This window comes from Sphingomonas sp. SphC10, assembly GCF_057004845.1.
The window spans coordinates 3,682,262-3,707,480 of the sequence record NZ_CM168044.1; the positions used below are offsets into that span (position 1 = coordinate 3,682,262).

Sequence of the window (25,219 nt, forward strand, 5' to 3'; positions counted from 1 at the left end):
TCCATGCCCTCCCCAACCCCTCCCGTTTACGGGAGGGGCTTAAGAAGTGGCCGAACCACTCACACCCATCGAAATTCCCGCACCGAAACCCGGTTGACGAACCGCCCCCTCGCGCCCATTTGCCAATCGGACCAAATCCATCCGATTGGAGACCATGCGCCTTTCCAGCCTAGCCGATTATGCGGTCGTGATGATGACCGCCGCCGCGCGCGAAGGTGCCGGTGGGCGGAGCAACGCGACTCTGCTGGCCGGGCAGACGGGCGTGCCTTTGCCCACCGCGCAGAAGCTGGTCAGCCGTCTGGCGGGCGCGGGCCTGATCGAGAGTACGCGCGGCACCGGCGGCGGCATCCGTCTGGCGCGCGACGCCGATACGATCAGCCTGGCCGATATCGTCGAGGCGGTGGACGGCCCGATCGCGCTGACCGCCTGTGTCGAGGGTGCTGCGCACGATTGCGGGCTGGAAATGCAATGTCGTGTCCGGCCGCATTGGCATGTCGTCAATCAGGCGGTACGCGCCGCCTTTTCCGGGGTGACGCTCGCGACGCTCGCCGCCGATCCTGTTGAATCGCAAGTGATGGACGCCTCCCCGCGTCCGGGGGTATTCGCCTGATGGCCACGAAGAATGCAGAGGCGCTCGCCGCCGCCAACAAGAAATATGAGTGGGGCTTCGCCACCGAGATCGAGCAGGACTTCGCGCCCAAGGGGCTGAGCGAGGATACGGTCCGCTATATCTCGGCCAAGAAGGGCGAGCCGGAATGGATGCTCGACTGGCGGCTGAAGGCGTTTCGCCTGTGGCAGACGCTGGAGAGCCCGGACTGGGCCAAGCTGAACATCCCGCCGATCGACTATCAGGACGCGTATTATTACGCGGAACCGAAGCAGAAGAAGACGATCGCGTCGCTGGACGAGCTCGATCCCGAGATCCGCCGGACCTACGAAAAGCTGGGCATCCCGATCGCCGAACAGGAAGTGCTGGCGGGCGTCGAGGGTGCGCGCAAGGTCGCGGTCGACGCGGTGTTCGACAGCGTCTCGGTCGCGACGACCTTCCGCAAGGAACTGGAAGCGGCGGGGGTGATCTTCCGTTCGATCTCCGAGGCGATCAAGGAATATCCCGATCTCGTCCGCAAATGGCTGGGCAAGGTCGTGCCGCAGCGCGATAACTATTTCGCGACGCTCAACTCGGCGGTCTTCTCCGACGGGACGTTTGTTTACATTCCCGAGGGCGTTCGCTGCCCGATGGAGCTGTCGACCTATTTCCGCATCAATGCGGAGAATACCGGCCAGTTCGAACGCACGCTGATCGTCGCGGACAAGGGGGCCTATGTCTCCTATCTCGAAGGCTGCACCGCGCCGATGCGCGACGAGAACCAGCTGCATGCGGCGGTCGTCGAGCTGGTTGCGCTGGACGATGCCGAGATCAAATACTCGACCGTGCAGAACTGGTATCCGGGCGACGAGAATGGTGTCGGCGGCATCTACAATTTCGTCACCAAGCGCGCGCTGTGCCAAGGCAAGAACAGCAAGGTGTCGTGGACTCAGGTCGAAACCGGCTCGGCGGTGACGTGGAAATATCCGTCCTGCGTGCTGGCAGGCGACGGCTCAGTCGGCGAGTTCTACTCGGTTGCGGTCACCAACAATCGCCAGCAGGCCGATACCGGCACCAAGATGATCCATCTGGGCAAGAACACCCGCTCGACCATCGTGTCGAAGGGGATTTCGGCCGGGCGCTCGGACAACACCTATCGCGGGCTTGTCCGCGTGGCGGCGACCGCCGAGAATGTCCGCAACTTCACCCAGTGCGACAGCCTGTTGCTGGGCGACCAGTGCGGCGCGCACACCGTACCGTACATCGAGGTGAAGAACCCCAGCGCGCAGATCGAGCACGAGGCGACGACCAGCAAGATCAGCGAGGACCAGCTCTTCTACGCGATGAGCCGTGGGTTGGACCAGGAAGCGGCGGTCGCGCTGATCGTCAACGGCTTCGCGCGGGAAGTCTTGCAGCAACTCCCGATGGAGTTTGCTGTTGAAGCGCAGAAGCTGCTGGGGATTTCGCTCGAAGGGAGCGTGGGGTGATTTTGTTCGCAGCGCTTTTGTCATTGGCGGGATCGGTGGGGCAGCAAATGCCTGCGCAGCCCGCCAACGAGATTAGCGTGGTGGGCAACAAGCTGCGTAAGTTGCAACTAGACCTCAATGTCGATGGAGGTCGGATGACGGTTTGCCGTGCCAAGGTTTCGAGTGGCGACCGCTTCATCGACGACGTTGCCTGTGAATCGGCCCGTGTTTGTATAGGCAAGCGCTCCTCTGCCCGGATCGGGCTTATGAATTGCATCAATGATGGTGTCGTCGCGGCGGTGGCCCGCGAGCGCGCCAAGGAAGAAAGCCGCAATGCTGAAAATTGAAAACCTCCACGCCGAGATTGACGGCAAGCCGATCCTCAAGGGCCTGACGCTTGAGGTGAATGCGGGTCAGGTCCATGCGATCATGGGGCCGAACGGCGCGGGCAAGTCGACGCTGGGCTATGTGCTGGGCGGGCGTCCCGGTTACGAAGTGACCGAGGGTTCGGTGACGTTCGACGGCGTCGACCTGCTCGAACTGGAGCCGAACGAGCGCGCCGCCGCCGGGCTGTTCCTGGGCTTCCAATATCCGGTCGAGATTCCCGGCGTGTCCAACGTCCAGTTCCTGCGCGAAAGCCTGAACGCGCAGCGCGGGCAGCGCGACGAAAAGCCGCTGTCGGGCGTTGAGTTCTTGAAGCTGGCGCGCGCGCAGGCGGATGGGCTGGGGCTGAACCAGGACATGCTCAAGCGTCCGGTCAATGTCGGCTTTTCGGGCGGCGAGAAGAAGCGCAACGAGATGGTCCAGATGGGCATCCTGAACCCCAAGTTCGCGATCCTGGACGAAACGGACTCCGGCCTCGACATCGACGCGCTGCGCATCGTCGGCGACGGCATCAACCGGATCATGCGCGCGCCCGACAAGGCGGTGCTGCTGATCACGCACTATCAGCGGCTGCTCGACTATGTGCAGCCCGACCGGGTGCATGTGCTGGCCGATGGCCGCATCGTGCGCTCGGGTGGCCCCGAACTCGCGCTCGAACTGGAGCGGGAAGGCTATGCGGGCGTCGAGGGAGCGGCGGCGTGACGACCACGCTGGAACTCCCCTCGACCCGCGAAGAGGCGTGGCGCTGGGCCGATATCGACGCGCTGCGCCGCGCGGCGGAAAGCGAGCGGGCGGTGCCGGTCGCGGGGGCGGATCGCTTCCTCGATCTGCCGGGCGCGCGGTTGCTGTTCGTCGACGGCGTGCTGGATGAAAGCGCCAGCAGCCTCGGCCCGGTGCAACTGACCCAGATCGATGCCAGCAATCACCCGCTGGGCAAGCAGGCGCTGGGGCGTGGCTGGTCGCTGCGGCTGGATCGCGATGCTGTCGCCGAGCCGGTGCAAATCGTCCATGTCGCCAGCGGCGCGACCAATCATCTGCCCGCCGAGATCGTGCTGACTGAAGATGCGGCGGCGCAGGTCTATGAGACCTATGTCGGGCGCGGCTGGACCAACCGGCTGACGCGGGTGAAGCTGGCGGCGTCGGCGCGGCTGATGCGTGCGGTGCGCTTGTTGCAGAATGACGGCTTCGTCTCGCTGCGTGAGGAAGCCGAACTGGGTGAGGGCGCGAGTCTGACCGCGACCTTCCTGGCGGCGGGGACGATGGGCGTGCGGATCGACGGCGGGATCACCCAGACCGGCGATGGCGCCTATGCCGAGTTCGGCGGCGCGTTGCTGACCAAGGGCGAACTCAAGCAGGAATGCGCTGTCGCTCTGCGCCATGCCGCGCTGAACGGCCAGAGCCATCAGTTGTGGCGCGCGGTCGCCGCCGATCGCAGCCAAGCGAGCCTCGCCGCGCGGGTCGAAGTGGCGCGCGATGCGCAGAAGACCGATGGCGAGCAGAGCTTGCGCGGCCTGCTACTCCAGCGGACGGCGACGGTGAATTTGAAGCCCGAGTTGGAGATTTTCGCCGACGACGTGAAGTGCGCGCATGGGGCGACCGTGGGCGAACTCGATGCCAAGGCGCTGTTCTACATGCAGAGCCGTGGTATCCCGAAGCCGCGCGCGCAGGCGCTGCTGACCCGTGCTTTCGTGGCCGACGCCATCGACCGGATCGGCAACGAGGTGGTGCGCGAAGCCTTTGCGGCGGATGCGGACGCTTGGCTGGAGGCGGCGCTTTGATGGCAACTACCCAATTCCTCCCTGCGTGCAGCGCGGGGAGGGGGACCGCTCGCGAAGCGAGGGGTGGAGGGGCCGGAGGCGCATGCCCCTCCACCACCGCTTCGCGGCGGTCCCCCTCCCCATCGAAGATGGGGAGGATTGGGTGATGGCGACCGCGTCTCCCCTGGACCGGGTCGCGGATTTCCCCGCGATCCCGGACAGCTGGGCCTATCTGGACACCGCCGCGACCGCGCAAAAGCCGCAGGTCGTCATCGACGCGATCACGCGGGCCTATGACACCAGCTACGCCACCGTGCATCGCGGCGTCTATCAGCGTTCGGCCGATATGACGGTCGCGTATGAGAAGGCGCGCGAGGCGACGGCGCGGTTCATCGGCGCGGGGTCGCCGAACGAGATCGTCTTCACGCGCGGCGCGACCGAGGGGATCAACCTGGTCGCGCAGTGCTGGGCGGCGACGCAGTTGAAGGCGGGCGACCGCATCCTGTTGTCGATGCTGGAGCATCACTCCAACATCGTGCCGTGGCAGATGGTCGCCGAGCGGCTGGGCGTCGCGATCGACGTGCTGCCGTTGACGGCAGACCACCGCATCGACCTGGACGCGATGGAGCGGATGCTGACGCCCGCGCATAAGCTGGTGTCGCTGGGCCATGTGTCGAACGTGCTGGGCTCGGTGCTCGACGGCCGCCGTGCGGCCGATCTGGCGCATGGCGTGGGCGCGAAGATCCTGCTCGACGGGTGCCAGGCGGTGCCGCGTATCGCGGTCGACGTGAAGGCGCTCGATTGCGACTTTTACGTCTTTTCCGGCCACAAGCTCTATGGCCCGACCGGCATTGGCGTGCTGTGGGCGCGGCCCGAACTGCTCGACGCCATGCCGCCCTATCAGGGTGGCGGTTCGATGATCGACCGGGTGAGCTTCGAGAAGACCACCTATGCCCCGCCGCCCGGCCGGTTCGAGGCCGGGACGCCGCATATCGTCGGCGCGCTCGGGCTGCATGCCGCGATCGATTATGTGTCGGCGATTGGGCTGGACGCGATCCATGCGCATGAGGCGGCTCTGGTCGCCCAGGCGCGTGAGGGGCTGTCGGCGATCAACTCGGTGCGGTTGCTGGGGCCTGAGGACTCGGCGGGTATCGTCAGTTTCGCGGTCGAGGGGGTTCATCCCCATGATATCGGCACCATATTGGACGAGAGCCGGGTGGCGATCCGCGCAGGTCATCACTGCGCCCAGCCGCTGATGGAGGCGCTCGGCCTGCCCGCCACCGCGCGGGCGAGTTTCGGCGTGTATAACGGACCCGATGACGTCGCAGCGCTGGTGGATGGCGTCCGGCGGGTCACGAGGATTTTCGGATGAGCGATTACAAGTTCGAGGAAGTGGACAGCGTCGCATCGCCGCCCAAGGCGCGCGTGCAGGACGTGGTCGAGGCACCGGCGGAGCGCCAGCGAGATTACCTGTCGGGCTTCCTCTCGCAAAAGCCGACCGCCGAGGATCCGACCCAGCCGGGCGGGGCACTGTATGACGGCATCATCGACGCGTTGAAGGATATTTTCGACCCCGAGATTCCGGTCAATATCTATGATCTGGGCCTGATCTACGGCGTCGAAGTGACCGAGGGCGGCCATGCGGTCGTCACCATGACGCTGACCACCCCGCATTGCCCGGTCGCCGAGTCGATGCCGGGCGAGGTGGAACTGCGCGTCTCGGCGGTGCCGGGGATCGCGACCGCCGACGTCAACCTCGTCTGGGATCCGCCTTGGGACCCGCAGAAGATGTCGGACGACGCCAAGCTCGAATTGGGGATGCTCTGACCATGGCGACCACCTTGCGCCCGCGTCCCGCCGCACTGAATCTGACGCCCTCCGCCGAGGCGCGTGTTGCCGAGCTGATGGCGCGCGCGCCGGAAGGCGCAATCGGGGTGAAGCTGTCGACGCCGCGCCGCGGCTGTTCGGGGCTGGCCTATTCGGTCGATTATGTCACCGAGGCCAAGGCGTTCGACGAGAAGATCGACACGCCAGGGGGCACGCTGTTCGTCGATGGCGGGTCGATCCTGTACCTGATCGGCTCGACCATGGACTGGGTCGAGGATGACTTCACCGCCGGGTTCGTGTTCCAGAACCCCAATGCCAAGGGCGCGTGCGGGTGCGGAGAGAGCTTCACGGTTTGAGGGGACGCTTGGGCGTCGCTTAGATCGAGTAGGCTATTCCTATAGCCGTTCCCCGGCGAAGGCCGGGGTCCAGTTTCTATTCGACCGAGATGGCGGGATGTTGTTGCGTGGGAGGCAAATGCCTCGCGCTGTCGAGAGTACACCGCAACTGCGCCCCGGCCTTCGCCGGGGAACAGATGGGATCAGACCCGGTGCTCCAGCTTCAAACTCGCGCCATCCCACTCCACCGCCAGGTCGCGATAATCCGCCACCGTCGCATGGGGCGTATCCATCGCCCCCCGATGCGTCTCGGTAATCACCACCACCGTCATTCCCGCCGTCTCGGCCGCCGCGATCCCGGCGGGGGCGTCTTCGAAGGCCAGGCAATGCTCCGGCGCGACGCCCAGCCGCTTGGCCCCGAGCAGGAAGCCATCGGGCGCGGGCTTGCTCCGCTCCGCATCCTCCGCCGTCACGAACACGCCGGGTAAAGGCAGCCCCGCCGCCTTCAGCCGCACCTCCGCCAGTCGCTTGGGCGCGGATGTCACGATAGCCCAGCGATCGGGCGGCAGAGCGGACAGAAACGCAGCCGCGCCGCCGATCGGCACCACATCGCCGACGTCCAGCATCTCCGCCTCGGTCAGCGCATGCGCTTCCGCCACCGGATCGATGCCGGGCAGGTTCAGCCGCCGGATCGTCTCGACCGACTGAACCCCGTGGATGGTCGGCAGGAACGCCGCAACGTCCAGCCCCTGCCGTGTCGCCCACACGGTCCAGGCGCGTTCGGCCGAGGCGATGGAACTCAGGATCGTCCCGTCCATGTCGAACAGGAAACCGCCAAAGGCGCGGGTCGGCAAGGGGGTGGTCATCGGCTGAGGATCAGTTGGCCTGGAACACGCCGCAGGCGATGCGGCCGCCGCTATTGCCGCTGGGATCGGTCTTCAGGTCGTCGGCGGCGGCATGGATCACGATCGCCGAGCCGTCCGCATCGAGCAGGCCCGCCATGGTGGCCCCCGGCAGCACGACGCCCAGCGTGCCGCGCCCGTCATTGCCGACGGTCATGTTGGGCATGTCGCCCTCATGGGGCCCCTGCGGGTTCATGCTGCCATGCTGGCGCTGGCTGGGGTTCCAGTGGCCGCCCGCCGTGGTGAAGTCCGGCGCGTCGCAGCGGCCGACGGTGTGAACGTGGACGCCATGCATGCCAGCCGGCACGTTCATCGCGTCGAGGGTGATGCGCAGTCCTCCGGCGACTTCGGTCGCGGTGGCGCGGCCCGCATCCGCGCCGGTGCCGGTCCGCAGGCTCGCGGTCGCGCTGGCGCCGTTCGGCGTGGGGGAGCCCGTCTCCATCTTCGTCTGATCGCAGGCCCCCAGGCCCAGCGCGACGGTGCCGATGGTCAACAGCGTGAGATATTTCATGACGCAAGCTCCCTGTTCGATACGCGTAGTTGCGGCGTGTTACCCGCCGGTTTCAAGCGGCCAACGCATTACGGGTTCATAGGATGCGCCGCCATGCCCCAGATGGCTCTGGTAGAGGACCAGATGCCCCATGGTAAAAGGCTCGCTCGACAGGCCCGTATGGACCGCGCGCCACCCGTCGATCTCGGGTGCGCGTCCCGCCGAGCCGGGCAGGCGGGCGAGTGTGATGTGGGGCAGATAGGCCCGCGATTCGGGCGATAGGCCGGCGCGGAGACAGGCCTGGTCGACCTTGCGATGGAGATGGGCCAGCGCATCGTGCGGCGTGACGCCCGCCCAGAGCGTGTCGACCCGCCCCCTGCGATCAAAGGCTCCGACGCCCGAAATCCGAATGGTTGGCGCGGGAGCATGAACCTGGCCCAGTGCGGCGGCGATGTCCTCCCCCACGGGGCGATCGACCTCGCCGATGAAGCGCAGGGTCAGGTGCAACTGGTCGTCGTCCTGCCAGCGCGCCTGGGGAACGCCGTCCATCGCATCGGCAAGCATGTCGCGGATGGCGGGCGGCGGGCGGAGGGCGACGAACAGGCGGACCATGACAAAATATGTCTATCGCATTCCGTCGCGCCCACGGGAACCTCCCCCGCTTGAAAAGCGTCCCCAACAGAGCGATATTTCGCTTAACCGGCATATGGCCGGGCAAAGGAGCAATAGTTCACCATGGCAAACTGGTCTGATCCACGGCCGAGCGCCGCGCCGTTCGGTACCACAGCCAACACGGGCTCGACCGCCTATGATGCGGGTCTGCGTTCGTACATGCTGTCCGTCTACAATTACATGACGTCGGGCGTGCTGCTGACGGGTATCGTCGCGCTGCTCTTCGCATGGGGTGGCCGCGACAGCATGGCTGCGCAGGTCTTCCTGAACGGCGGCGCGCTGAAATACGTCATCATGTTCGCGCCGCTGGGCTTCGTCTTCGCGCTGAGCATGGGCGTGAACCGCATGAAGACCTCGACGATGCAGCTGCTCTTCTGGGCGTTCGCGGTCGTCATGGGCCTGTCGATGTCGACCATCTTCCTGGTCTATAGCGGTGGTTCGATCGCGGGGGCGTTCTTCGCGACCGCAGCGGGCTTCGCGGCGCTGAGCCTCTATGGCTACACCACCAAGCGTGACCTGTCGGCGTTCGGTACCTTCCTGATCATCGGTCTGGTCGGCCTGATCGTCGCCAGCATCATCAACATCTTCCTCCAGTCGGGGACGATGGGTCTGGTGATCAGCTTCGTCGGCGTGCTGCTGTTCGCAGGCCTGACCGCCTATGACACGCAGCGTACCAAGTCGCTCTATTACGAGGTGCGCGGCACCAGCATGCAGGACCGCGTGGTCATCATGTCGGCGCTCAGCCTGTATCTCGACTTCATCAACATGTTCATGTTCCTTCTGCGTCTGACCGGCTCCAGCCGCGACTGATCGGATCGACAGAGCCAATCCAACGGGCCCGGCGGGATATCCGCCGGGCCTTTTTTCATGAGAAGGGGATGCGGCCATGCGCCTGTCGATCGACGTGACGCTCGACTATGTCCTGAAGCAACCGGCCGATATCCTGCTCCAGATCGAGGCGGCGGCGACCCCCGACCAGCGGCTGGAGCATCAGTCGCTGACCATCTGGTCCGATCATCCCGTGGCGGCGGTGCGCGGCGAGGACGGGATCGGCCAACGCTGCTGGATACGTGCCGATCATGGCCTGCTCGCGCGCTATGAGGCGGTGGTCGTGGTCGAACGCCCGGTCGTCCGGCTGGAAGGACTGGTGGCGACCCCGGCCAGGGGGCTTTCGGGCGACCTCATCCCCTATCTGCTGCCCAGCCGTTACTGCGAGTCGGACCGGCTCGAGGGCTTTGTCCGCCAGCGTTTCGCTGGGCTTTCCGGCGGCGCGATGGCGGCGGCGCTGACCGATTGGGTGGCGACCCGCATGACCTATCAGTCGGGCGGGTCGAGCGGCGTCACGACCGCGCTGGATACCTTCGGATCACGCAGCGGGGTATGCCGCGACTATACCCATTTGCTGGTGGCGCTGGCGCGGGCGGCGGAGATTCCGGCACGCTGCGTCGCGGCCTATGCGCCCGGCGTCGACCCGCCCGATTTCCACGCCGTGGCCGAACTGTGGCTGGAGGGCGGCTGGCACCTGGTCGACGCGACCGGCATGGCGCAGGCCGACGAGATCGCGCGGGTGTGCGTCGGCCGCGATGCGACCGACATCGCCTTCATGACCGTATTCGGCGAGGCACAGCTTTGCGATCAACGGGTTACCGTGCGGCGATTGGACGGATCGGCTTAGGAACGCTTGTCCGATCTGGCTCGTTGATCCTGTCCACTATGATGGGGAAGTGACATGAACGACAGCATCGACGATCGCGCGCTGGACAGCGTCTCGGTCGCGCCGGGCGGCGAGCAGGCCGAGCAGGGCAACCGCCCGCGTCCCCCCGAACAGGATGCCGGGCAGGATCCCGCCATCACCGAGGATCTGCAGAAGAATCCGCAGGATGTCGACGCCCAGCTCGACGAGAGCCTAGACGAATCGATGGACGCCAGCGATCCGCCCTCGATCACCCAGCCCGGCCGCGACGGCCCGGCCGAGTCGTCGGGCTATAGCGAAGAGGATCGCTGATCCGCATCGCATGACCGGGGGCGGGGGCCGGACAGGGCCCTCGCCTCGGCTTTTTCACACGGAATTTGCCTGCCGTTGCGAGATCGCAACAAACTTGCCGAATATGTCGAAGACGGGCGTCATTGGGGAAATTGATTGCCGCGATGGCCATTCGTCGCAATCTATGTTGCGGCGCGGCGTTTTTCATGTTCGTCTGTCCTGGCTCGTTCAGCGTTGCGTTAACCAAATGGGCGCATGATGATCGGGTCAGTTTCGATTGGGCGGGGTGATGATATGGGATCGAGGAGCAGACCGGCCGAAGGCGCAATGACCTTGGCGGAAATGAAGGAATTTGCAGGCTTCGCGGCGGCGACGCAGCGTTATATCCGCCGGTCGCTCGATATCGGGCTGGACCGTGAAGACGCGATGACCCGCTGGTCGCGCGATGTGGTCGAGGCGGCGAGCATCCGCGCCCAGGCCCGGCTGTACCGCAACCTGCCGGAAAGCCGACACCTGATCCCGGTCGATAGCGGCCTTGAGGCGCTGGAGCCCTTCATGGCGCCGTTCGTCACGATTGCGGCCTTCGATCTGGGGCAAGGGCGGCTGACCAGCTTTTCGGCCTTCCGATTCCTCTATGAGCGGCTGATCGGTGCCGAGGTGCGGCCATGGCTGCCCTCGATTTTCTGCGCGGCAGCGGCCTTGCCGCATCTGCACCCCGAATTGCGGCGGCAGCTTCTCCAGTCGATCAGCGAAGCGGCGGCCACCGCAGCGGGCTGGTCGAGCCGTCAGCCTGCCTTCTTCCCGCACTGGGTCGAAAAGGTCGACACCAACGGGACGTCGCTGGCCAACTGATGATGCGCGATGGCGGGCCGGGGGGCTCCGCCATCGCTCCTGTTCCTCCCCTTGCAGGAGAGGAATTTATCCTCACCGGCACGCGCGCCAGCCCATCGGCCCGCGATAGGCCTGATCCAGATGGAAATGGTCGGCATGCGCCGCATTGTAATCGGGCGATAGGGTCGTCGCGAACAGGTCGCAGGCGCGGTCGCGGACACGGCGCAGGAACTGGCCCTTCGCCCCCTGATCCTTCCAGTCGCGCAGCACGCTGATCCGCCGCCCGTCTTTCAGGCGAAAGCCTGCTATGTCGACCGCATTGGCGCGGGCATGCTCGCTCCAGTCGCTGGTGCTGCGGCCGCTGATCCGGCGGCAATTATAGCTGCCCAGATGATCGACCGCGACGACCTCGCTGCCCAGCAGATCGCGCGCGGCGGGCTGCACCGCATCCCATTCCCACAGCGCGAGCGAGGCCGCGACCGGACACGACACGCCCAGTGCCGCAGGGCGATAGCCGATGGCCCTTGCCCCACCGACCGTAAAACGCACCGCGTCGTCATACCCGCATTGCGCGCCGTCCGACCGAGCGGGCAGTGCGGTGTAGCGGATGCCTGCGCGATCGAGCAGTCCGAGGCATTGTGGTCTGTCCTGGGTCAGTGCGGTCAGCTTGCGCCCGGTGAACATCCCGACCGGCTGGCCCAGATCGAGCGGTGCCCAGGGCACATCCTGCGGATTCCGCCGCGCCCAGCCCCAGAGCAGCAGCGCGAGCATCGCCAGTCCGGCGACCACGACCAGTACGGTCGTCCATCGCCGGAGCGCCCGCATCAGCCGCGTCTCGCGCTGGCGACGGGTTCCGCCGTGATCGGATAACCCAGATCGTCGGGGATGCAGATACAAGCCACGCCGTCACGCTCCGCCTGAAAAGGGGTGATCCGTCGTATCGGCCAGGCCCGCGCGTCGGCGGCGGCCGAAGCGAAATCGCGGTAGAGCGCCAATCGTTCCAGCGTCCGGCGGGTGGGAAGGATGATGCGGATCGCCCCGTGGTCCCCTGCCGCCAGCGCGTCGCGGGCGGTCATCCACATGGCCCCGACCGTTTCCGAACCGTCGATCGCGGGGGTCGACGCCTCACGCGCGATCGCCGCCAGATAGAAACGGGCATCGAACCGGCGGACCGGCACATGTTCGGGGCACCAGCGGGCAAAGGGCGTCAGCGCTTGTGTGTCGATCGTCAGGCCGTGCTCGGCGAGTGCCTCGGCAAAGGATCGTCCCGCCGCCATGGTTGCACGCAAGCGGGTCAGCGTCGCCGCATCGGGAGAGGGCGACAGGCCGATGCTCAAGCCCACTTCCTCAATCGTCTCCCGGATCGCGGCGATGCGGGCGGCGGTTTCCTCCCGGTCGGGGGCGTCGGCGGGGACCAGCGCATGATCGCCCGGATCGACCCGCCCGCCCGGAAACACCATCGCACCGCCTAGAAAGGCCAGTGCCGCACCCCGCTCGACCATCAGGATTTCGGGAAGCGCATCGGCGTCGGGCCCCTCGCGCATCAGGATCAGGGTGGCGGCGGGAATGGGATCGGGTGTCATCGCGGGGTCAACGCATCAGAGGCGTTGGCGGGTATCAGCGATGGAAGGGAAGGCGGGGTGGTGGAGCTGAGGGGAATCGAACCCCTGACCTCTGCAGTGCGATTGCAGCGCTCTCCCATCTGAGCTACAGCCCCGCCCCTTCACCCGACCATGGTCGGGAGCGACGCCATTAACCCGTGATCCGGGGCGACGCAACACCGCTTTGACGGCCAGACCCAAAAATTTTGGCCTGCTTTCGGCCTTTCGCATCACTCCATCCGTCGCGGCTGGAACCTCGCCAACGGAACCTGTCTTGATCTGCCTCATTGAAACACGCGGAAGGCACGGCCCGCCAGACGAGCGGCGTCGGCCCCCGCAGGATCGAAATTCAGGAGGGTTTAGGATGGCTTACGACCGCTATTCCCGCGACGCCAATCGTGGCGACCGCGACTTCGACTATGGCCGGGACTACGGCTCGGGGCGCGACTACACCTATTCCAGCGCCCGTGACTATGAAGCCGCCGGTGCGTTCGACGACGACCGCAACGACAGCCGGAACGACAGCCGCCGTGGATACGGCGCGCGCGATTACGGCAACCAGGGCTATGGCCGTCAGGGCTATGACCGCGGTAACCATGGTACGTCTCGTCAGGATTTCGGGCGCCAGGACTTTGGCGGCCGCCAGAATGAAGGCCGTTACGGCGAAGGCCGCTCGGGCAATTACGGTGCCTATCGTGGCGGCGAGAACCGCTATGATCGCGACTCGGGTCGTGAAGGTTATCGCGGCACGTCGAGCTACGGCGATTCGTCGCGCGGCTATGGCTATACCGGCGACCGTTACGGCCGCGACGACCGTCAGGGCCGCAACGACTATGGTCGTTCGGACTATAATCGTTCGGACTATGGCCGTCAGCAGCAGTCCGGCCGCGACTATGGTCGCCAGCCGCAGGGTTATGATTACGAGGATCGTGGCTTCTTCGCGCGCGCCGGGGACGAGGTCCGCTCGTGGTTCGGTGACGAGGATGCCGAGCGACGCCGTGAAGCCGATGCGCGCTTCGACGAGCGTTATTACGCCCAGCAGGACCATGACTATAACCACTGGCGCTCGGGCCAGATCGCCGCGCTCGACCGCGACTATGACGAATATCGCAGCGAGAACCGCACCAAATTCCAGAACGAGTTCTCCAGCTGGCGCACCGAACGCGAAGGTCAGCGCGGCCTTCTGCCCAAGGTGAAGGAACATCAGGAGGTCGTCGGCTCGGACGGCAGCCATGTCGGCACCGTCGACAAGGTGCGCGGCGACCGCATCCTGCTGACCAAGAACGACAAGGATGCGGGCGGCCAGCACCACTCGATCCCGTCGCGCTGGCTGAAGTCCGTCGAGGACAAGGTCACGCTGACCAAGACCGCCGAGGAGGCCAAGGCCCAGTGGCGGGATGAGGAAAATGCGCGCGCCATGTTCGGCGATCGCACCAACGAGAACGACCGCTACGGTCAGGCCAATCGCTATGGTCAGACCGCTACGGGCGGCCAAACGGGCGGTTACGGCCAGAGTGCGACCGGTACGACCAGCTCGGCACAGAATAGCAGCAGCACGACGGGTGCGACCTCTACCACCGGTACCACGACCGGCACGGGGACCAGCACCACCGGCATCGGCACCACGTCGGGCAGCACCTCGGACACCAGCCGGGGTTATTGATAAAGAAAAACGTCACTGAATGGTGACTTTTCTTGAAGGGCTCGGGTGGACATCACCCGGGCCCTTTCCCATGTCCGCAAACATCGATGAAAAGGATATGATGATGAAGGCTTGGACCCTGGCGGCCCGCCCCAAGGGCACCCCCGTGACGGGCGATTTCGCCCTGGTCGAGCGCGAACTGCCCGCCCTGAACGACGGCGAGGTGCGGGTCGCCAATCGCTGGCTGTCGGTCGACCCCTATATGCGCGGTCGGATGAACGACACGAAGAGCTATGTCCCGCCCTTCCAGCTCGGCGAGCCGATGCAGGGCGGCGCGATCGGCGAGGTGGTCGAGAGCCGTGCGGATGGAATCGCGGTCGGCACGCTGGTCAGCCACATGGCGGGCTGGCGCGACGAGGCGGTACTGTCCGCTGCGCATGTCCAGCCGCTGCCCGATCTGGGTGTCGATCCGCAGGCCTTTCTGGGGCAGTTCGGCATGCCGGGCATGACCGCCTATTACGGCCTGCTCCAGGTGGCCGAGGCCAAGCCGGGCGAGACGGTGTTCGTCTCGGCCGCAGCCGGGGCGGTGGGCTCGACGGTGGTCCAGATCGCCAAGGCCAAGGGCATGACGGTCATCGGATCGGCCGGTGGCGCGGAGAAGTGCGACTGGGTCCGCTCGCTGGGGGCGGATGCGGTGATCGACTATAAGTCGGGCCAGTCGGTGGTCGAGGCGCTTGGCGAAGCGGCGCCCGACGGCATCGACGTCTATTTCGACAATGTCGGTGGCGATCACCTGGACGCTGCGCTGGCCCATGCCAGGCAGAATGCGCGTTTTGCGATCTGCGGCATGATCGACGTCTATAATGACGCCAAGCCGACGAGCCTGAAATATCTTGCACGGATGATCGGCAACCGCGTGCGGATTCAGGGCTTTATCTTCGGCGACTTCAAGGACCACGCGGCCTTTTATCGCGACATGGCTGCGATCCTGAAGGATGGCGGTTTGCAGCGCGAAGAGACGGTGTTCGAGGGTCTGGACAAGACGCCCGAGGCATTCCTGGCGCTGTTCACCGGCGGCAACAAGGGCAAGATGCTGGTGAAGCTGTGAGGCAACTCCCCTCTTCTACTCCCCTCCCGCAGGCGAGTTTCAGGTCGGTCATGCCCCCGGCATGACCTAAACGATGCGGGGCATCGTTTACCTGAAACTGGGCTGGGGGAGGGCGGTACGTAGAGCGGCGTCGCTTGGGGCCTGCCCTCCCCCCGGCCCCCTCCCGCTTGCGGGAGGGGGAGCGTAAGCAGCGGAGTTAGTCGCGAAACCCCTCAGATCGCGCCCGAAAACGTATCGCACTGGGCCGGATCGCCGGTCTCGATACCTCGGCGCAGCCAGCGCATCCGCTGCTCGGAACTACCATGCGTAAAGCTGTCGGGCACGACGCGGCCCGTGGCTTCGCGCTGGAGCGTGTCGTCGCCGATGGCGCGGGCGGCGGTCATGCCTTCTTCGACATCGCCGGGTTCCAGCCGGTCGCGGTTCTTCGCGGCCCAGACGCCCGCATAACAGTCCGCCTGCAATTCCAGCCGGACCGACAGGGCATTGCCCTCCGCCTGGCCCGCCGCCTGCTGCGCCTGGCGCACCTTGTCCGACGTGCCGAGCAGCGTCTGGATGTGATGACCGAACTCATGCGCGACGACATAATAACGGGCAAAGTCGCCCTTCGCGCCGAAGCGGTTGGCGAGCTCGTTGAAGAAGTTGGTGTCGAGGTAGATCTTGCGATCGGTCGGGCAATAGAAGGGGCCGACCGCCGATTGCGCGACGCCGCACCCCGACTGGGCGCTGTTCGCATCCGGCTTGAAGAAGCGCAGGCCCGGTGCCTGGAAACGCTGCCCCGACTCCGCAAAGATCTTTTCCCAGGTGTTGTCGGCATTGCTGAACGCGCGGCAGGTATCGCGGCGCTCGGGCGAGGCTTCGCAAATTTGGCGGACGCTCTGGCCCGAGGATGAGTCCGCCGACCGGGTGACGGGGGCGTTGCCGCCGCCTCCGCCGGTCAGCAGGCCGAGCGGGTTCATGCCGACCACCGCCAGAATGATAAGCACGACGACGATGCCGCCGCAACCGAAGCGGCTGCCGATCAGCGGCAACAGCCCGAACAGCAGTCCGCCGCCGCCGCCGCCGCCAAAGCCGCCGCCACCGCTCTGCGCCTCGCCGACATCGATATTGTTGTCATAATCGTCGAGCCGCATCGTCTCACCCCTTTGTCATAGTGCCCGCCTATGCGGGTCTTCGCCGGATGGTTGAACCCGCAAAGCCTTCCGGCGGTTGCACGGGTCGGTATCTGATCGCATGGTGCGGTGCATAGCACGGGAGAATGGCATGTTCCTGAAGGGCAAGACGGCGGTGATCTCGGGTTCCACCTCGGGCATCGGCCTGGCCTATGCCAAGGCGCTGGCGGCGGAGGGCGCGGCGGTCGTGCTGAACGGCTTCGGCGAGGCGGACGCAATCGAGGCGAACCGCGCCGCCCTGGAACAGGCCAGCGGTGCGGCGGCGCTTTACGACCCGGCCGACATGACCCGGCCCGACCAGATCGAAGCGATGATCGAGCGCGCCGCGAAGGAAACCGGCTCGGTCGATATCGTCATCAACAATGCCGGTATCCAGCATGTCGCTCCGATCGCCGAGTTTCCAGTCGAGAAATGGGATGCGATCATTGCGATCAACCTGTCCTCGGCCTGGCACATGATGCGCGCCGCGATCCCGCATATGCGGCAAAAGGGCTGGGGGCGGATCATCACCACCGCCTCGGCCCACAGCCTAGTCGCCAGCCCCAACAAGTCGGCCTATGTCGCGGCCAAGCATGGCGTCGTCGGCATCACCAAGACCGTGGCGCTGGAGGTCGCGACCGACGGCATCACCGCCAACTGCATCTCGCCCGGCTATGTCTGGACACCCCTGGTGGAGAACCAGATTCCCGATACGATGAAGGCGCGGGGCCTGACCCGCGAGCAGGTGATCGACGATGTCCTGCTGAAGGCACAGCCGACCAAGGAATTCGTCACCATCGAACAGGTCGCGGCCCTGGCGCTGTTCCTCTGCCGCGACGAAGCGAAGTCGATCACCGGCGCCAACCTGTCGGTCGATGGCGGCTGGACCGCGCAGTGAGGTGGCCGCTGGTCCTGCTCGGCACGGCACTGGCGGCGGGCGGCGTGGCGGCCGCGCAGGCGCAGCGGGTCGAAGAGGCCAATGACTGGCGGCTGGCGGCGACCGAGGATGACCGTATCCGCCTGCGCGGCTGGCGCAGCGCCTGGGTCAAGGGGCTGGCACAGGCGCGGGCGGGCGGGGCGACGGCCGAGATCGCCGCGCTGGGGCAACTGGCCGATCCCGACTATTCGATCGCCGACCCCAAGCTGCCCGATGGCGATTATCGCTGTCGTACGGTCAAGCTGGGGTCTCAGGGGCGCGCGACGCTGACCTATGTCGCCTATCCCTATTTCCGCTGTCGGGTGGCGGGCGGCGGCCAGCAGCTGGCCAAGATCGACGGGTCACAGCGGCTGACCGGGCGTCTCTATCCCGATACCGATGCGCGCAGCATCTTTTTAGGTACGATGATCCTCGGCGATGAGGAGCGGTCCTATGCCTATGGCCGCGACCGGGCGCGCGACATGGCGGGCGTGGTGGAGCGGGTCGATGCGACCCATTGGCGGATCGCCTTTCCCTATCCGGCTTATGAATCGGTCGTCGACATACTCGAACTGGAGCCGTTGGCACCCTGAACCGGGGCGAGAGACGGCATGACCGGCGCTGCGGGCAGCGGCGGGAGCGAGGCGAGATACTCCTTGCCGTGCTGGCCGATCGGCGTGACCCGGCCAGCATTGGCCTGTGCCACGGCCTTCAGATAGGAGCGCGGCTTCTTCATCAGGTCGGGATGGTCGAGACCGACCAGGCCCAGCCGCCGCGCCGCTTCCTGCACGAAATGCACGCAGTTGCGGTCGTTCAGATTGTAATGCGAGTCGCCCGTCTTCTCGTCCCAGGCCGCGACCAGCGCCAATATGTCGCCATATTGCGCATCGGTCATGACATAGGAAAACTGTGCGTCGCTGGTCGAGACGTAGAAGGGCTTGGAGATGTCCAGCCGTCCCTTGACCGTGCCCATCAGGATGGCGGGTGACACCGATCGGGCGGTGAAGCCGTAATTGGCGTCGACCGGCTGGCCCGTCGCGTCCACCGTGCCGCGCAGCGAGAAAAAGGCATGGGGGAAGCTGTTGCCCAGTTCATGGCTCCAGAAGGTGATCGTGACCGCCGCCTGCGCGGGCAGCGCACAGCCGAACGTCAGGGCCAGGGCCATTGCGAGTCGCAGGAACATCGTCATGACCGCCCTCATAACCTAGGTTGCGGGATCGCCGCAGCCGCATTCTCGTATTTTTCGGGCCGGATATAGATGGACGACAGGCTGGGCACGGCACGCCGCAGATCGTCCTCCAGCCCCTCGATCATCGTCTCCGCTGCACCCATGGGCAGGCTGTCGACGAAATCGGCGCTGATCGCGGCGAAGATGCTGTCGGGTGCGGTGTGGATCGTGCGGACATGATTGACATGGGTGATCCAGGGACGCGCAGCGACGATGCGGCGGATCGTCTCGACCACCTCCGGGTCGGCACGCTCGCCGATCAGCAACCCCTTGGATTCGCGTGCGAGCAGGATCGCGACCAGCCCCAGCACCAGCCCGATCAGGATCGAGGCGATCCCGTCGATCCGGGCATCGCCCGTCTCGTGCGACAGCCAGACGCCGAGCGCCGCGATGACGAGGCCCGCGAGCGCCGCCGAATCCTCGAACAGGACGATGAAGCCCGGCGGGTCCTTGGAATCATGGATGGCGCGCCACCAGCCGCTATTGCCCTTGGTGCGGGAGAATTCGCGCACGGCGATGGCCCAGCTTGCCCCCTCCAGTGCGAAGGCGATGGCGAGGACGATATAGTTGACGGTGGGATCGCGCAGCGGCTCGGGCGACTTGATGTGCAGCCAGCCCTCATAGATCGAGATGCCGGAGCCCAGCGCGAAGATCAGGATCGCGACGACGAACGCCCAGAAATACAGCTCTCGCCCATAGCCGAAGGGGTGGATTGCATCCGGGCCGCGCTTGGCGCGCTTCTGGCCGTAGAGCAGCAGGATCTGGTTGCCGCTGTCGACCACCGAATGCACGCCCTCGGTCAGCATCGAGGAGGAGCCGGTGATCCCGGCCGCTACGAACTTGGCGACGCCGATCGCCAGATTGGCCGCCAGCGCGCCGTACAGGACGATATTCTCACGGATGCGTGCGGTCAGGCCGGTGTCGGGCATGGCCGGTACAGCGTGCGATGGGGGCGGTTGTTCCGTGGGGTTAACGAAGGGCGTTTTTGGGGGCGCTTATCCCCAACCTCCGTTCAGCCTGAGCGAAGTCGAAGGCCATGGGAATCCCGGCGCAGGTTCGGGCATGCACTTCGACTTCGCTCAGTGCGAACGGAGGTGGGGGAGCTTGGTACCGCCCTCCGTTCAGCCTGAGCGAAGTCGAAGGCCAAGGGATTACCTCAGGACGCGATCCGCCCCAGCCGGTGGTAGAGATGCGCGAACTTGATCGAGCGGGGGTCGTCGGCGACGCGCTTGACGTGTTCGGCGATGGCTTCCTTCATCAGCGCGAAATCCTCGGTGGAGAAGACGGCGCGGCTGCGTTGCGGTTCGGTCGGCATGGCATATTCTCCTTCGTTATGGGTGTCAGGCGGCCTGGACGAACTGGGCGGCCTCGGTGGATTCGGCGAGCGCGGTGGTCGAACTGTCGCCGCCCGCCGCGATCTGCGCGATCAGGTCGAAATAGCCGGTCCCCACCTCGCGCTGGTGGCGGGTCGCGGTGTAGCCGTTGGCCTCGGCGGCGAACTCGGCCTGTTGCAGCTCGGAATAGGCGGCCATGCCGCGATCCCGATATCCGCGCGCCAGCTCGAACATGCCGTAGTTGAGCTGGTGGAACCCGGCGAGCGTGACGAACTGGAACTTGTACCCCATCGCCCCGATCTCGCGCTGGAAACGCGCGATGTCGTCGCGGTCGAGATTGGCCTCCCAGTTGAAGCTGGGCGAGCAATTATAGGCCAGCATCTTGTTCGGATGCTCGCGCCGGATCGCCTCGGCAAACCGCCGCGCGTCCGCCAGATTGGGTTTGGACGTCTCCCACCACAACAGATCGGCATGCGGCGCGAAGGCCAGGCCGCGCTGGATGCAATGGTCGACCCCGGTGCCCGGCTTCAGGCGGAAAAAGCCCTCCGCCGTCCGCTCGCCGGTCAGGAATTCATGGTCGCGCTCGTCCACATCCGAGGTGATGAGCCGGGCGCTCTCGGCGTCGGTGCGCGCGCAGATGACGGTCGGTACGCCCGCCACATCCGCCGCCAGTCGCGCGGCATCCAGGTTGCGGATATGCGCCTGTGTCGGGATCAGCACCTTGCCGCCCAGATGCCCGCACTTCTTTTCCGAGGCCAGCTGATCCTCGAAATGCACGCCCGCCGCCCCTGCCGCGATATAGGCCTTCATGATCTCGTGGCAGTTGAGCGGACCGCCGAACCCGGCCTCGGCATCGGCGACGATGGGCGCGAACCAGTCGCGCGTCGCGCCGCCCTCAGCATGTTCGATCTGGTCGGCGCGGGCCAGCGTCGCGTTGATCTTGCGCGCCAGCTCCGGCCCGGCATTGGCGGGGTAGAGCGACTGGTCGGGATACATTTGTCCGGCGGTGTTGGCGTCCGCCGCGACCTGCCAGCCCGAAAGATAGATGGCCTTCAGTCCGGCGCGAACCATCTGCATCGCCTGATTGCCCGACAGGGCGCCCAGCGCGGGGACATAATCCTCCGAATGGAGCAACTCCCACAGCTTCAGCGCACCACGCCGGGCCAGCGTATGCTCGACCGTGATCGATCCGCGCAGCCGTGCGACATCGGCGGCGGTGTAGGGACGGGCGATGCCGTCGAACCGCCCGGCGGGGGCGGGTATCAGATCCTGGAAGCTCGGCATCGCATCGTCCTTTACAATTTGACTGTTCTTGACCGGGAGATTGCCGCGAAGATGCGCGATCTAGAAGACGCAGTGCGCCTCCGACCGCGTCGTGCCGTCGCCAATCCTGCCGCTGTAAGATGTCGCCTTGTAAAGAATTGACAGTCTCGCGGGTGCGGCGCAGCTTGGTGTGCAAGGAGAGCGGCGATGAGCGGAGCCAAGGTCATTGCGGGCCATGTCGTGCGGCGGCTGCGGCGGCAGAACGGCCTGTCGCAGGCAGCGATGGCGGAGATGCTGGATATCTCGCCCAGCTATTTGAACCTGATCGAGCGCAACCAGCGGCCCGTCTCGGCCGCATTGCTGGTCCGGCTGGTCGAGACGTTCGACTTCGATCCACGCGCGCTGACCAGCAATGCGCCGGGCGGCGGCGCGGCGGCGATGCGGCGGCGGCTGGCCGATCCGCTATTCGCCGATCTGGAGATCGACCGCGCCGAGCTGGAGGAATGGCTGGCGGCCGCGCCCGGCGGGGCGGAGGCATTTGCGCGCGCGTTCGACCGGCTCGCCGGGGCTGGCGGTGGAGGAACGGAGGCTCCGGCAATCCCCGACCCGACCGTGAGTGTCCGGCGCGAGATCGAGCGGTGGCGCAACCATTTCCCCGATCTGGACGCCGCCGCCGAGGGGCTGGCTGACGAACTGCGCATGGGGGCAGGCGATCTCTATGCCACGCTGGCCGAACGGCTGCGCGTCCGCCATGCGCTGACCATCCGTATCCTGCCGATCGACATATTGCCCGAACTGTTGACCCGGCTGGACCTCCATGCGCGCCAATTGCAACTGTCCGAGATGCTAGACGGTCCGGCGCGGGTCTTTGCCCTGGCGACGCAACTCGCCCAGCTGGAGGCGCGCGCCGAGATCGAGGCGCTGGCGCGCGGCGCGGCCTTTGGCGACCGGCTCGCCGAGCGGCTGTTCCGGCGGTATCTGCACCGCTATTTCGCGGCCGCGCTGGTCATGCCCTATGCCCGGTTCCTGCGGGCGTGCGAAGCGACCGGCTATGATCTGGAGATCCTGGCACGGCGCTTCGGCGTGTCGCACGAGCAACTGGCCCATCGGCTGACGACGCTGGGGCGGGTCGGCGCGCGCGGACTACCATTTTTCCTGATGCGGATCGACCGGGCGGGGCAGGTGTCCAAACGCTATGCCGGGTCGGCGAATGCGGTGCTGGTCGAGGCGGAGGGACGATGCCCGCTCTGGCAGGTCTTTGCCGCGTTCGAACGGATGGGGGAGGCGATATTCCAACTGGTCGAGATGCCGGACGGCAGCCGCTTTGCGACGATCACCCGCGCGCAGGAGCGGGCCGGGCGTGACGCATCCGGGGTGCGGGCACGGTTCGCCATCGTCCTGGGTGTAGAGGCCGGGCTGGCGGGGCAGGTAGCGGCGGCGCGCGGCCACCCGCTGACCGAGGCGGCAACGCCGATCGGCCCGGGGTGTCGCCAGTGTTCGCGCCCCGCCTGTCCGCAACGATCCTTGCCGATGAACGGCCGGGTCTTGACCGTCAACGAACGGGACCGACCCATCAATACTTTGGTCTTTGCGCAGGACTGAACCAGAATTGGGCAGGCTCGCCGTGATTGCTTCACCTATTTTAAGAGAAAACTGTATACGCGACTGACCATGATCTGGCTTCGTCGTCGCATCCAATCCCTGGAATTCCGTTTCGCGACGATGCTGACGGTCGTGCTGGGCGTCAGTCTGGCGCTGGGTGGATGCGGACTTCTGCTGAACAACCAGTTGCTTAGGATGGTCCGGTCGACCCATGAGATCGCATCCCTGCTGGACCAGCATGACAAGAGGGACGCGCGACTTCGCGACTTCCGAATCCAGGTCGGCGACCTGACGCGCCGGTCGGAAAGGGGACAAAGCGTAGCTGCCGAGCGCTGGCAGGGGCTGGATGCGACGGCGCGGACATGGCTGGCGGAGCCGGTGGTCCGCAACGACCGGATGTCACGCCCTATCCGTTCGGCCCAGCTTGCGGCGGTGTCGGCGGAACGGCGCTTTCTGCACAGCGCGCGGCGCGTGATCGCCGAGGCTGCGGCCGACCCGGCTTTGCTGAAGCGCACCATGCCGCTGTTCATCGCCCGGCTGCACGACATGGAGCATCATCGCGAGATGGTGCACGGAAAGCTTAGCCGCCGCCTGACCTGGCAAACCCGTGAGGTGGAGGCACTGGCGCGGCGGGTGCTCGCCCGGATGATGCTGGCCGGACTGCTCCTCGTCATCCTGGTCAGCGGGCTGATCCTCTGGCTTCGCATCCGGGTGATGCGGCCGCTGATGGACATCGTTGCGGGGATGCGCGCGATGAGCACCGGAAAGCCGCTGGTGCCGTTATGGCTGCATCGCCGCGACGAGCTGGGCGAGCTGGCGCGGGGCATGGACATGCTGGCCCGCGCCGTCGAGGAACGCGAACGTATCCAGCGTCAGGTCGAGTATCTGGCGCATCACGATTCCCTGACCGGGCTGGCCAACCGCGTCGTTTTTGCCGATCGGCTGGATGCCGCACTGCAGGCGGGCCGCAGGATCGCGTTGCTGGCGATCGATCTCGATGGGTTCAAGGGGGTCAACGACACGCTTGGCCATGCGGCCGGCGACATCCTGCTCAAGCGCGCCAGCGACCTGTTGGCGTCGTCGGTCGGTCGCGACGACACGGTCGCGCGCATCGGTGGCGACGAGTTCGCGATCATCCATCATCTGACCACCGAAGAAGAGGATGCCGAGGCGCTGGTGCGCCGCATCTATGCCGTCATTGCCGAAGATCTCGCGAGCCCGGCGGTGCGGATGAGCATCGGGGTCGCGCTGTCGCCCCGCCACGGGCTGGAGGCCGACGAGCTTCAGGCCTGCGCCGACATCGCGCTATATCGGGCCAAGGCCGATGGTCGTCACTGCGCCCGCCGTTACGACATGGCGATGGATGAGGAGCGGCGGCAGCGCCACTGGCTGGCGCATGAACTGCACGAGGCCGTCACGCGCGGCGAACTTCATCTGGTCTATCAGCCGATCGCCGACTGTGCGTCGCGCCGGATCATCGGGCAGGAAGCGCTGGCGCGTTGGGATCATCCGGTGTTGGGGCCGGTCAGCCCGGATGTGTTCATCGGTCTGGCGGAGGAAAGCGGCCTGATCGGCGAGATCGGGCAGCGTCTGTTTGTCGATGCGCTGGCCACGGCGCGGGCCTGGCCCGCCGAATGGATGCTGGCGATCAACCTGTCGCCGGTACAGCTTCGCGAACCGAACCTCGCCCAGCGGATGCTGGCCGCCACCGCTTCCCAGGGCATCGACCCCTGCCGGATCGAGGTGGAAGTGACCGAAGGCGTGCTGATCGACAATCGCGAGGCCACCACCGCCAATCTGGCGACTCTACGCGCAGCGGGCGTCGGAATCGTGATGGACGATTTCGGCACCGGCTACGCCTCGCTCAGCAGCCTTCAGCAATTTCCGTTCGACAAGATCAAGATCGACCGCAGCTTCATCCAGGCGATGGACCAGGACGGCCCGGCCCTGTCGATCGTTCGCGCCTCGATCGGGCTGGGGCGCAGCCTGAACATCCCCATCGTGGCGGAGGGGCTGGAGACCGAGGCGCAATACCGGACGCTGTGCGATCTGGGATGCGATCAGGTGCAGGGCTATCTGATCGGCCGCCCGATGGCGTATCTGGCCGAGGCGGCGTGATCCGGAACGGAGGTGGCCAAGCCCG

28 protein-coding genes and 1 tRNA gene are annotated in these 25,219 nt (G+C 66.1%); 18 read left to right on the plus strand and 11 right to left on the minus strand.

Going from position 1 to position 25,219, the window contains the following annotated elements; translation table 11 throughout:
- The first annotated feature begins 154 nt into the window (after positions 1 to 154).
- The 8 genes from ACWKSV_RS17125 to ACWKSV_RS17160 all read left to right on the plus strand — a co-directional run bounded on the left by ACWKSV_RS17125 (position 155) and on the right by ACWKSV_RS17160 (position 6,376).
- A complete protein-coding gene (locus tag ACWKSV_RS17125; protein ID WP_058732182.1) occupies positions 155 to 610 on the plus strand; it encodes an SUF system Fe-S cluster assembly regulator in 456 nt (151 codons plus the stop codon).
- The gene (sufB, locus tag ACWKSV_RS17130) at positions 610 to 2,073 is read left to right on the plus strand and encodes a Fe-S cluster assembly protein SufB (protein ID WP_056430137.1); all 1,464 of its coding nucleotides are present in this window, start codon (positions 610 to 612) and stop codon (positions 2,071 to 2,073) included. Before ACWKSV_RS17125 ends, sufB begins: the two co-directional genes overlap by 1 nt.
- Complete coding sequence (locus ACWKSV_RS17135) at positions 2,070 to 2,399, plus strand: hypothetical protein (protein WP_191864574.1); 330 nt, start codon at positions 2,070 to 2,072, stop codon at positions 2,397 to 2,399. Before sufB ends, ACWKSV_RS17135 begins: the two co-directional genes overlap by 4 nt.
- A complete protein-coding gene (gene sufC / locus ACWKSV_RS17140) occupies positions 2,386 to 3,138 on the plus strand; it encodes a Fe-S cluster assembly ATPase SufC (protein WP_076715150.1) in 753 nt (250 codons plus the stop codon). The genes ACWKSV_RS17135 and sufC overlap by 14 nt, the downstream gene beginning before the upstream one ends.
- Positions 3,135 to 4,214 carry a SufB/SufD family protein gene (locus ACWKSV_RS17145; protein ID WP_076715152.1) on the plus strand — a complete coding sequence of 360 codons (1,080 nt, stop codon included), beginning with the start codon at positions 3,135 to 3,137 and terminating at the stop codon, positions 4,212 to 4,214. Before sufC ends, ACWKSV_RS17145 begins: the two co-directional genes overlap by 4 nt.
- Positions 4,215 to 4,359: 145 nt before the next feature.
- Positions 4,360 to 5,565 carry an aminotransferase class V-fold PLP-dependent enzyme gene (locus ACWKSV_RS17150; protein ID WP_076715154.1) on the plus strand — a complete coding sequence of 402 codons (1,206 nt, stop codon included), beginning with the start codon at positions 4,360 to 4,362 and terminating at the stop codon, positions 5,563 to 5,565.
- Positions 5,562 to 6,020 (plus strand): SUF system Fe-S cluster assembly protein, encoded by a 459-nt coding sequence (locus ACWKSV_RS17155; protein WP_076715156.1) that lies wholly within the window; start codon positions 5,562 to 5,564, stop codon positions 6,018 to 6,020. Before ACWKSV_RS17150 ends, ACWKSV_RS17155 begins: the two co-directional genes overlap by 4 nt.
- Positions 6,021 to 6,022: 2 nt before the next feature.
- A complete protein-coding gene (locus tag ACWKSV_RS17160; protein ID WP_056430123.1) occupies positions 6,023 to 6,376 on the plus strand; it encodes a HesB/IscA family protein in 354 nt (117 codons plus the stop codon).
- Between the two features lie 182 nt (positions 6,377 to 6,558).
- Here the strand turns inward: ACWKSV_RS17160 and ACWKSV_RS17165 are convergent, their stop codons facing one another.
- Genes ACWKSV_RS17165 through thpR form a run of 3 tightly spaced genes read right to left on the minus strand, consistent with a single transcriptional unit; the run spans position 6,559 to position 8,359 of the window.
- Positions 6,559 to 7,221 (minus strand): HAD-IA family hydrolase, encoded by a 663-nt coding sequence (locus ACWKSV_RS17165; protein WP_076715158.1) that lies wholly within the window; start codon positions 7,219 to 7,221, stop codon positions 6,559 to 6,561.
- Positions 7,222 to 7,231: 10 nt separating this feature from the next.
- Positions 7,232 to 7,768, minus strand: a complete 537-nt coding sequence (locus ACWKSV_RS17170; protein WP_076715160.1) for a superoxide dismutase family protein — start codon at positions 7,766 to 7,768, stop codon at positions 7,232 to 7,234.
- 39 nt (positions 7,769 to 7,807) lie between these two features.
- Positions 7,808 to 8,359 (minus strand): RNA 2',3'-cyclic phosphodiesterase, encoded by a 552-nt coding sequence (gene thpR / locus ACWKSV_RS17175; protein WP_076715162.1) that lies wholly within the window; start codon positions 8,357 to 8,359, stop codon positions 7,808 to 7,810.
- A 123-nt stretch (positions 8,360 to 8,482) separates the two neighbouring features.
- Here thpR and ACWKSV_RS17180 point away from each other — a divergent pair, with 123 nt between their 5' ends.
- From ACWKSV_RS17180 to ACWKSV_RS17195, 4 genes are all read left to right on the plus strand, one after another.
- A complete protein-coding gene (locus ACWKSV_RS17180; protein ID WP_076715164.1) occupies positions 8,483 to 9,229 on the plus strand; it encodes a Bax inhibitor-1/YccA family protein in 747 nt (248 codons plus the stop codon).
- A gap of 76 nt (positions 9,230 to 9,305) precedes the next feature.
- Complete coding sequence (locus ACWKSV_RS17185) at positions 9,306 to 10,094, plus strand: transglutaminase-like domain-containing protein (RefSeq protein WP_076715166.1); 789 nt, start codon at positions 9,306 to 9,308, stop codon at positions 10,092 to 10,094.
- A gap of 54 nt (positions 10,095 to 10,148) precedes the next feature.
- Positions 10,149 to 10,424: a hypothetical protein gene (locus ACWKSV_RS17190; RefSeq protein WP_076715168.1), complete on the plus strand. Its 276-nt coding sequence runs from the start codon at positions 10,149 to 10,151 to the stop codon at positions 10,422 to 10,424.
- 273 nt (positions 10,425 to 10,697) lie between these two features.
- Positions 10,698 to 11,255 (plus strand): hypothetical protein, encoded by a 558-nt coding sequence (locus ACWKSV_RS17195; RefSeq protein WP_483666824.1) that lies wholly within the window; start codon positions 10,698 to 10,700, stop codon positions 11,253 to 11,255.
- A 72-nt stretch (positions 11,256 to 11,327) separates the two neighbouring features.
- On the opposite strand, the gene ACWKSV_RS17200 is transcribed toward ACWKSV_RS17195, so the two are convergent.
- The 3 genes from ACWKSV_RS17200 to ACWKSV_RS17210 all read right to left on the minus strand — a co-directional run bounded on the left by ACWKSV_RS17200 (position 11,328) and on the right by ACWKSV_RS17210 (position 12,951).
- Positions 11,328 to 12,059 carry an extensin-like domain-containing protein gene (locus tag ACWKSV_RS17200; protein ID WP_076715170.1) on the minus strand — a complete coding sequence of 244 codons (732 nt, stop codon included), beginning with the start codon at positions 12,057 to 12,059 and terminating at the stop codon, positions 11,328 to 11,330.
- Positions 12,059 to 12,817, minus strand: a complete 759-nt coding sequence (locus ACWKSV_RS17205; RefSeq protein ID WP_076715172.1) for an NUDIX hydrolase — start codon at positions 12,815 to 12,817, stop codon at positions 12,059 to 12,061. The genes ACWKSV_RS17200 and ACWKSV_RS17205 overlap by 1 nt, the downstream gene beginning before the upstream one ends.
- 58 nt (positions 12,818 to 12,875) lie before the next feature.
- A tRNA-Ala gene (locus tag ACWKSV_RS17210) sits at positions 12,876 to 12,951 on the minus strand.
- A 248-nt stretch (positions 12,952 to 13,199) separates the two neighbouring features.
- Here ACWKSV_RS17210 and ACWKSV_RS17215 point away from each other — a divergent pair.
- Positions 13,200 to 14,498: an SWFGD domain-containing protein gene (locus ACWKSV_RS17215; RefSeq protein ID WP_076715173.1), complete on the plus strand. Its 1,299-nt coding sequence runs from the start codon at positions 13,200 to 13,202 to the stop codon at positions 14,496 to 14,498.
- Positions 14,499 to 14,598: 100 nt separating this feature from the next.
- Positions 14,599 to 15,585: an NADP-dependent oxidoreductase gene (locus ACWKSV_RS17220; RefSeq protein WP_172839624.1), complete on the plus strand. Its 987-nt coding sequence runs from the start codon at positions 14,599 to 14,601 to the stop codon at positions 15,583 to 15,585.
- Between the two features lie 212 nt (positions 15,586 to 15,797).
- On the opposite strand, the gene ypfJ is transcribed toward ACWKSV_RS17220, so the two are convergent.
- Complete coding sequence (gene ypfJ / locus ACWKSV_RS17225) at positions 15,798 to 16,715, minus strand: KPN_02809 family neutral zinc metallopeptidase (RefSeq protein ID WP_076715175.1); 918 nt, start codon at positions 16,713 to 16,715, stop codon at positions 15,798 to 15,800.
- 130 nt (positions 16,716 to 16,845) lie between these two features.
- Here ypfJ and ACWKSV_RS17230 point away from each other — a divergent pair, with 130 nt between their 5' ends.
- Positions 16,846 to 17,631 carry a 3-hydroxybutyrate dehydrogenase gene (locus ACWKSV_RS17230; protein WP_058746360.1) on the plus strand — a complete coding sequence of 262 codons (786 nt, stop codon included), beginning with the start codon at positions 16,846 to 16,848 and terminating at the stop codon, positions 17,629 to 17,631.
- The gene (locus ACWKSV_RS17235) at positions 17,628 to 18,242 is read left to right on the plus strand and encodes a DUF4893 domain-containing protein (protein WP_083706556.1); all 615 of its coding nucleotides are present in this window, start codon (positions 17,628 to 17,630) and stop codon (positions 18,240 to 18,242) included. The genes ACWKSV_RS17230 and ACWKSV_RS17235 overlap by 4 nt, the downstream gene beginning before the upstream one ends.
- Here ACWKSV_RS17235 and ACWKSV_RS17240 read toward each other — a convergent pair.
- The 4 genes from ACWKSV_RS17240 to aceA form a co-directional block, all read right to left on the minus strand.
- Entirely contained in the window at positions 18,194 to 18,838 is a 645-nt protein-coding gene (locus ACWKSV_RS17240; protein ID WP_076715176.1) for a hypothetical protein, read from the minus strand. The genes ACWKSV_RS17235 and ACWKSV_RS17240 overlap by 49 nt on opposite strands.
- Before the next feature lie 8 nt (positions 18,839 to 18,846).
- The gene (locus ACWKSV_RS17245) at positions 18,847 to 19,806 is read right to left on the minus strand and encodes a cation diffusion facilitator family transporter (RefSeq protein WP_076715178.1); all 960 of its coding nucleotides are present in this window, start codon (positions 19,804 to 19,806) and stop codon (positions 18,847 to 18,849) included.
- A 227-nt stretch (positions 19,807 to 20,033) separates the two neighbouring features.
- Complete coding sequence (locus ACWKSV_RS17250) at positions 20,034 to 20,192, minus strand: hypothetical protein (RefSeq protein ID WP_167345467.1); 159 nt, start codon at positions 20,190 to 20,192, stop codon at positions 20,034 to 20,036.
- 25 nt (positions 20,193 to 20,217) lie between these two features.
- Entirely contained in the window at positions 20,218 to 21,495 is a 1,278-nt protein-coding gene (gene aceA, locus ACWKSV_RS17255) for an isocitrate lyase (RefSeq protein ID WP_076715179.1), read from the minus strand.
- A gap of 186 nt (positions 21,496 to 21,681) precedes the next feature.
- On the opposite strand from aceA, the gene ACWKSV_RS17260 reads away from it, so the two are divergent.
- Together ACWKSV_RS17260 and ACWKSV_RS17265 are read left to right on the plus strand one after the other, a co-directional pair.
- On the plus strand, positions 21,682 to 23,076 hold the full coding sequence (locus ACWKSV_RS17260; protein ID WP_076715181.1) for a helix-turn-helix domain-containing protein: 1,395 nt from the start codon (positions 21,682 to 21,684) through the stop codon (positions 23,074 to 23,076).
- Positions 23,077 to 23,145: 69 nt separating this feature from the next.
- Entirely contained in the window at positions 23,146 to 25,194 is a 2,049-nt protein-coding gene (locus ACWKSV_RS17265) for a putative bifunctional diguanylate cyclase/phosphodiesterase (protein ID WP_191864888.1), read from the plus strand.
- Positions 25,195 to 25,219: the final 25 nt, after the last annotated feature.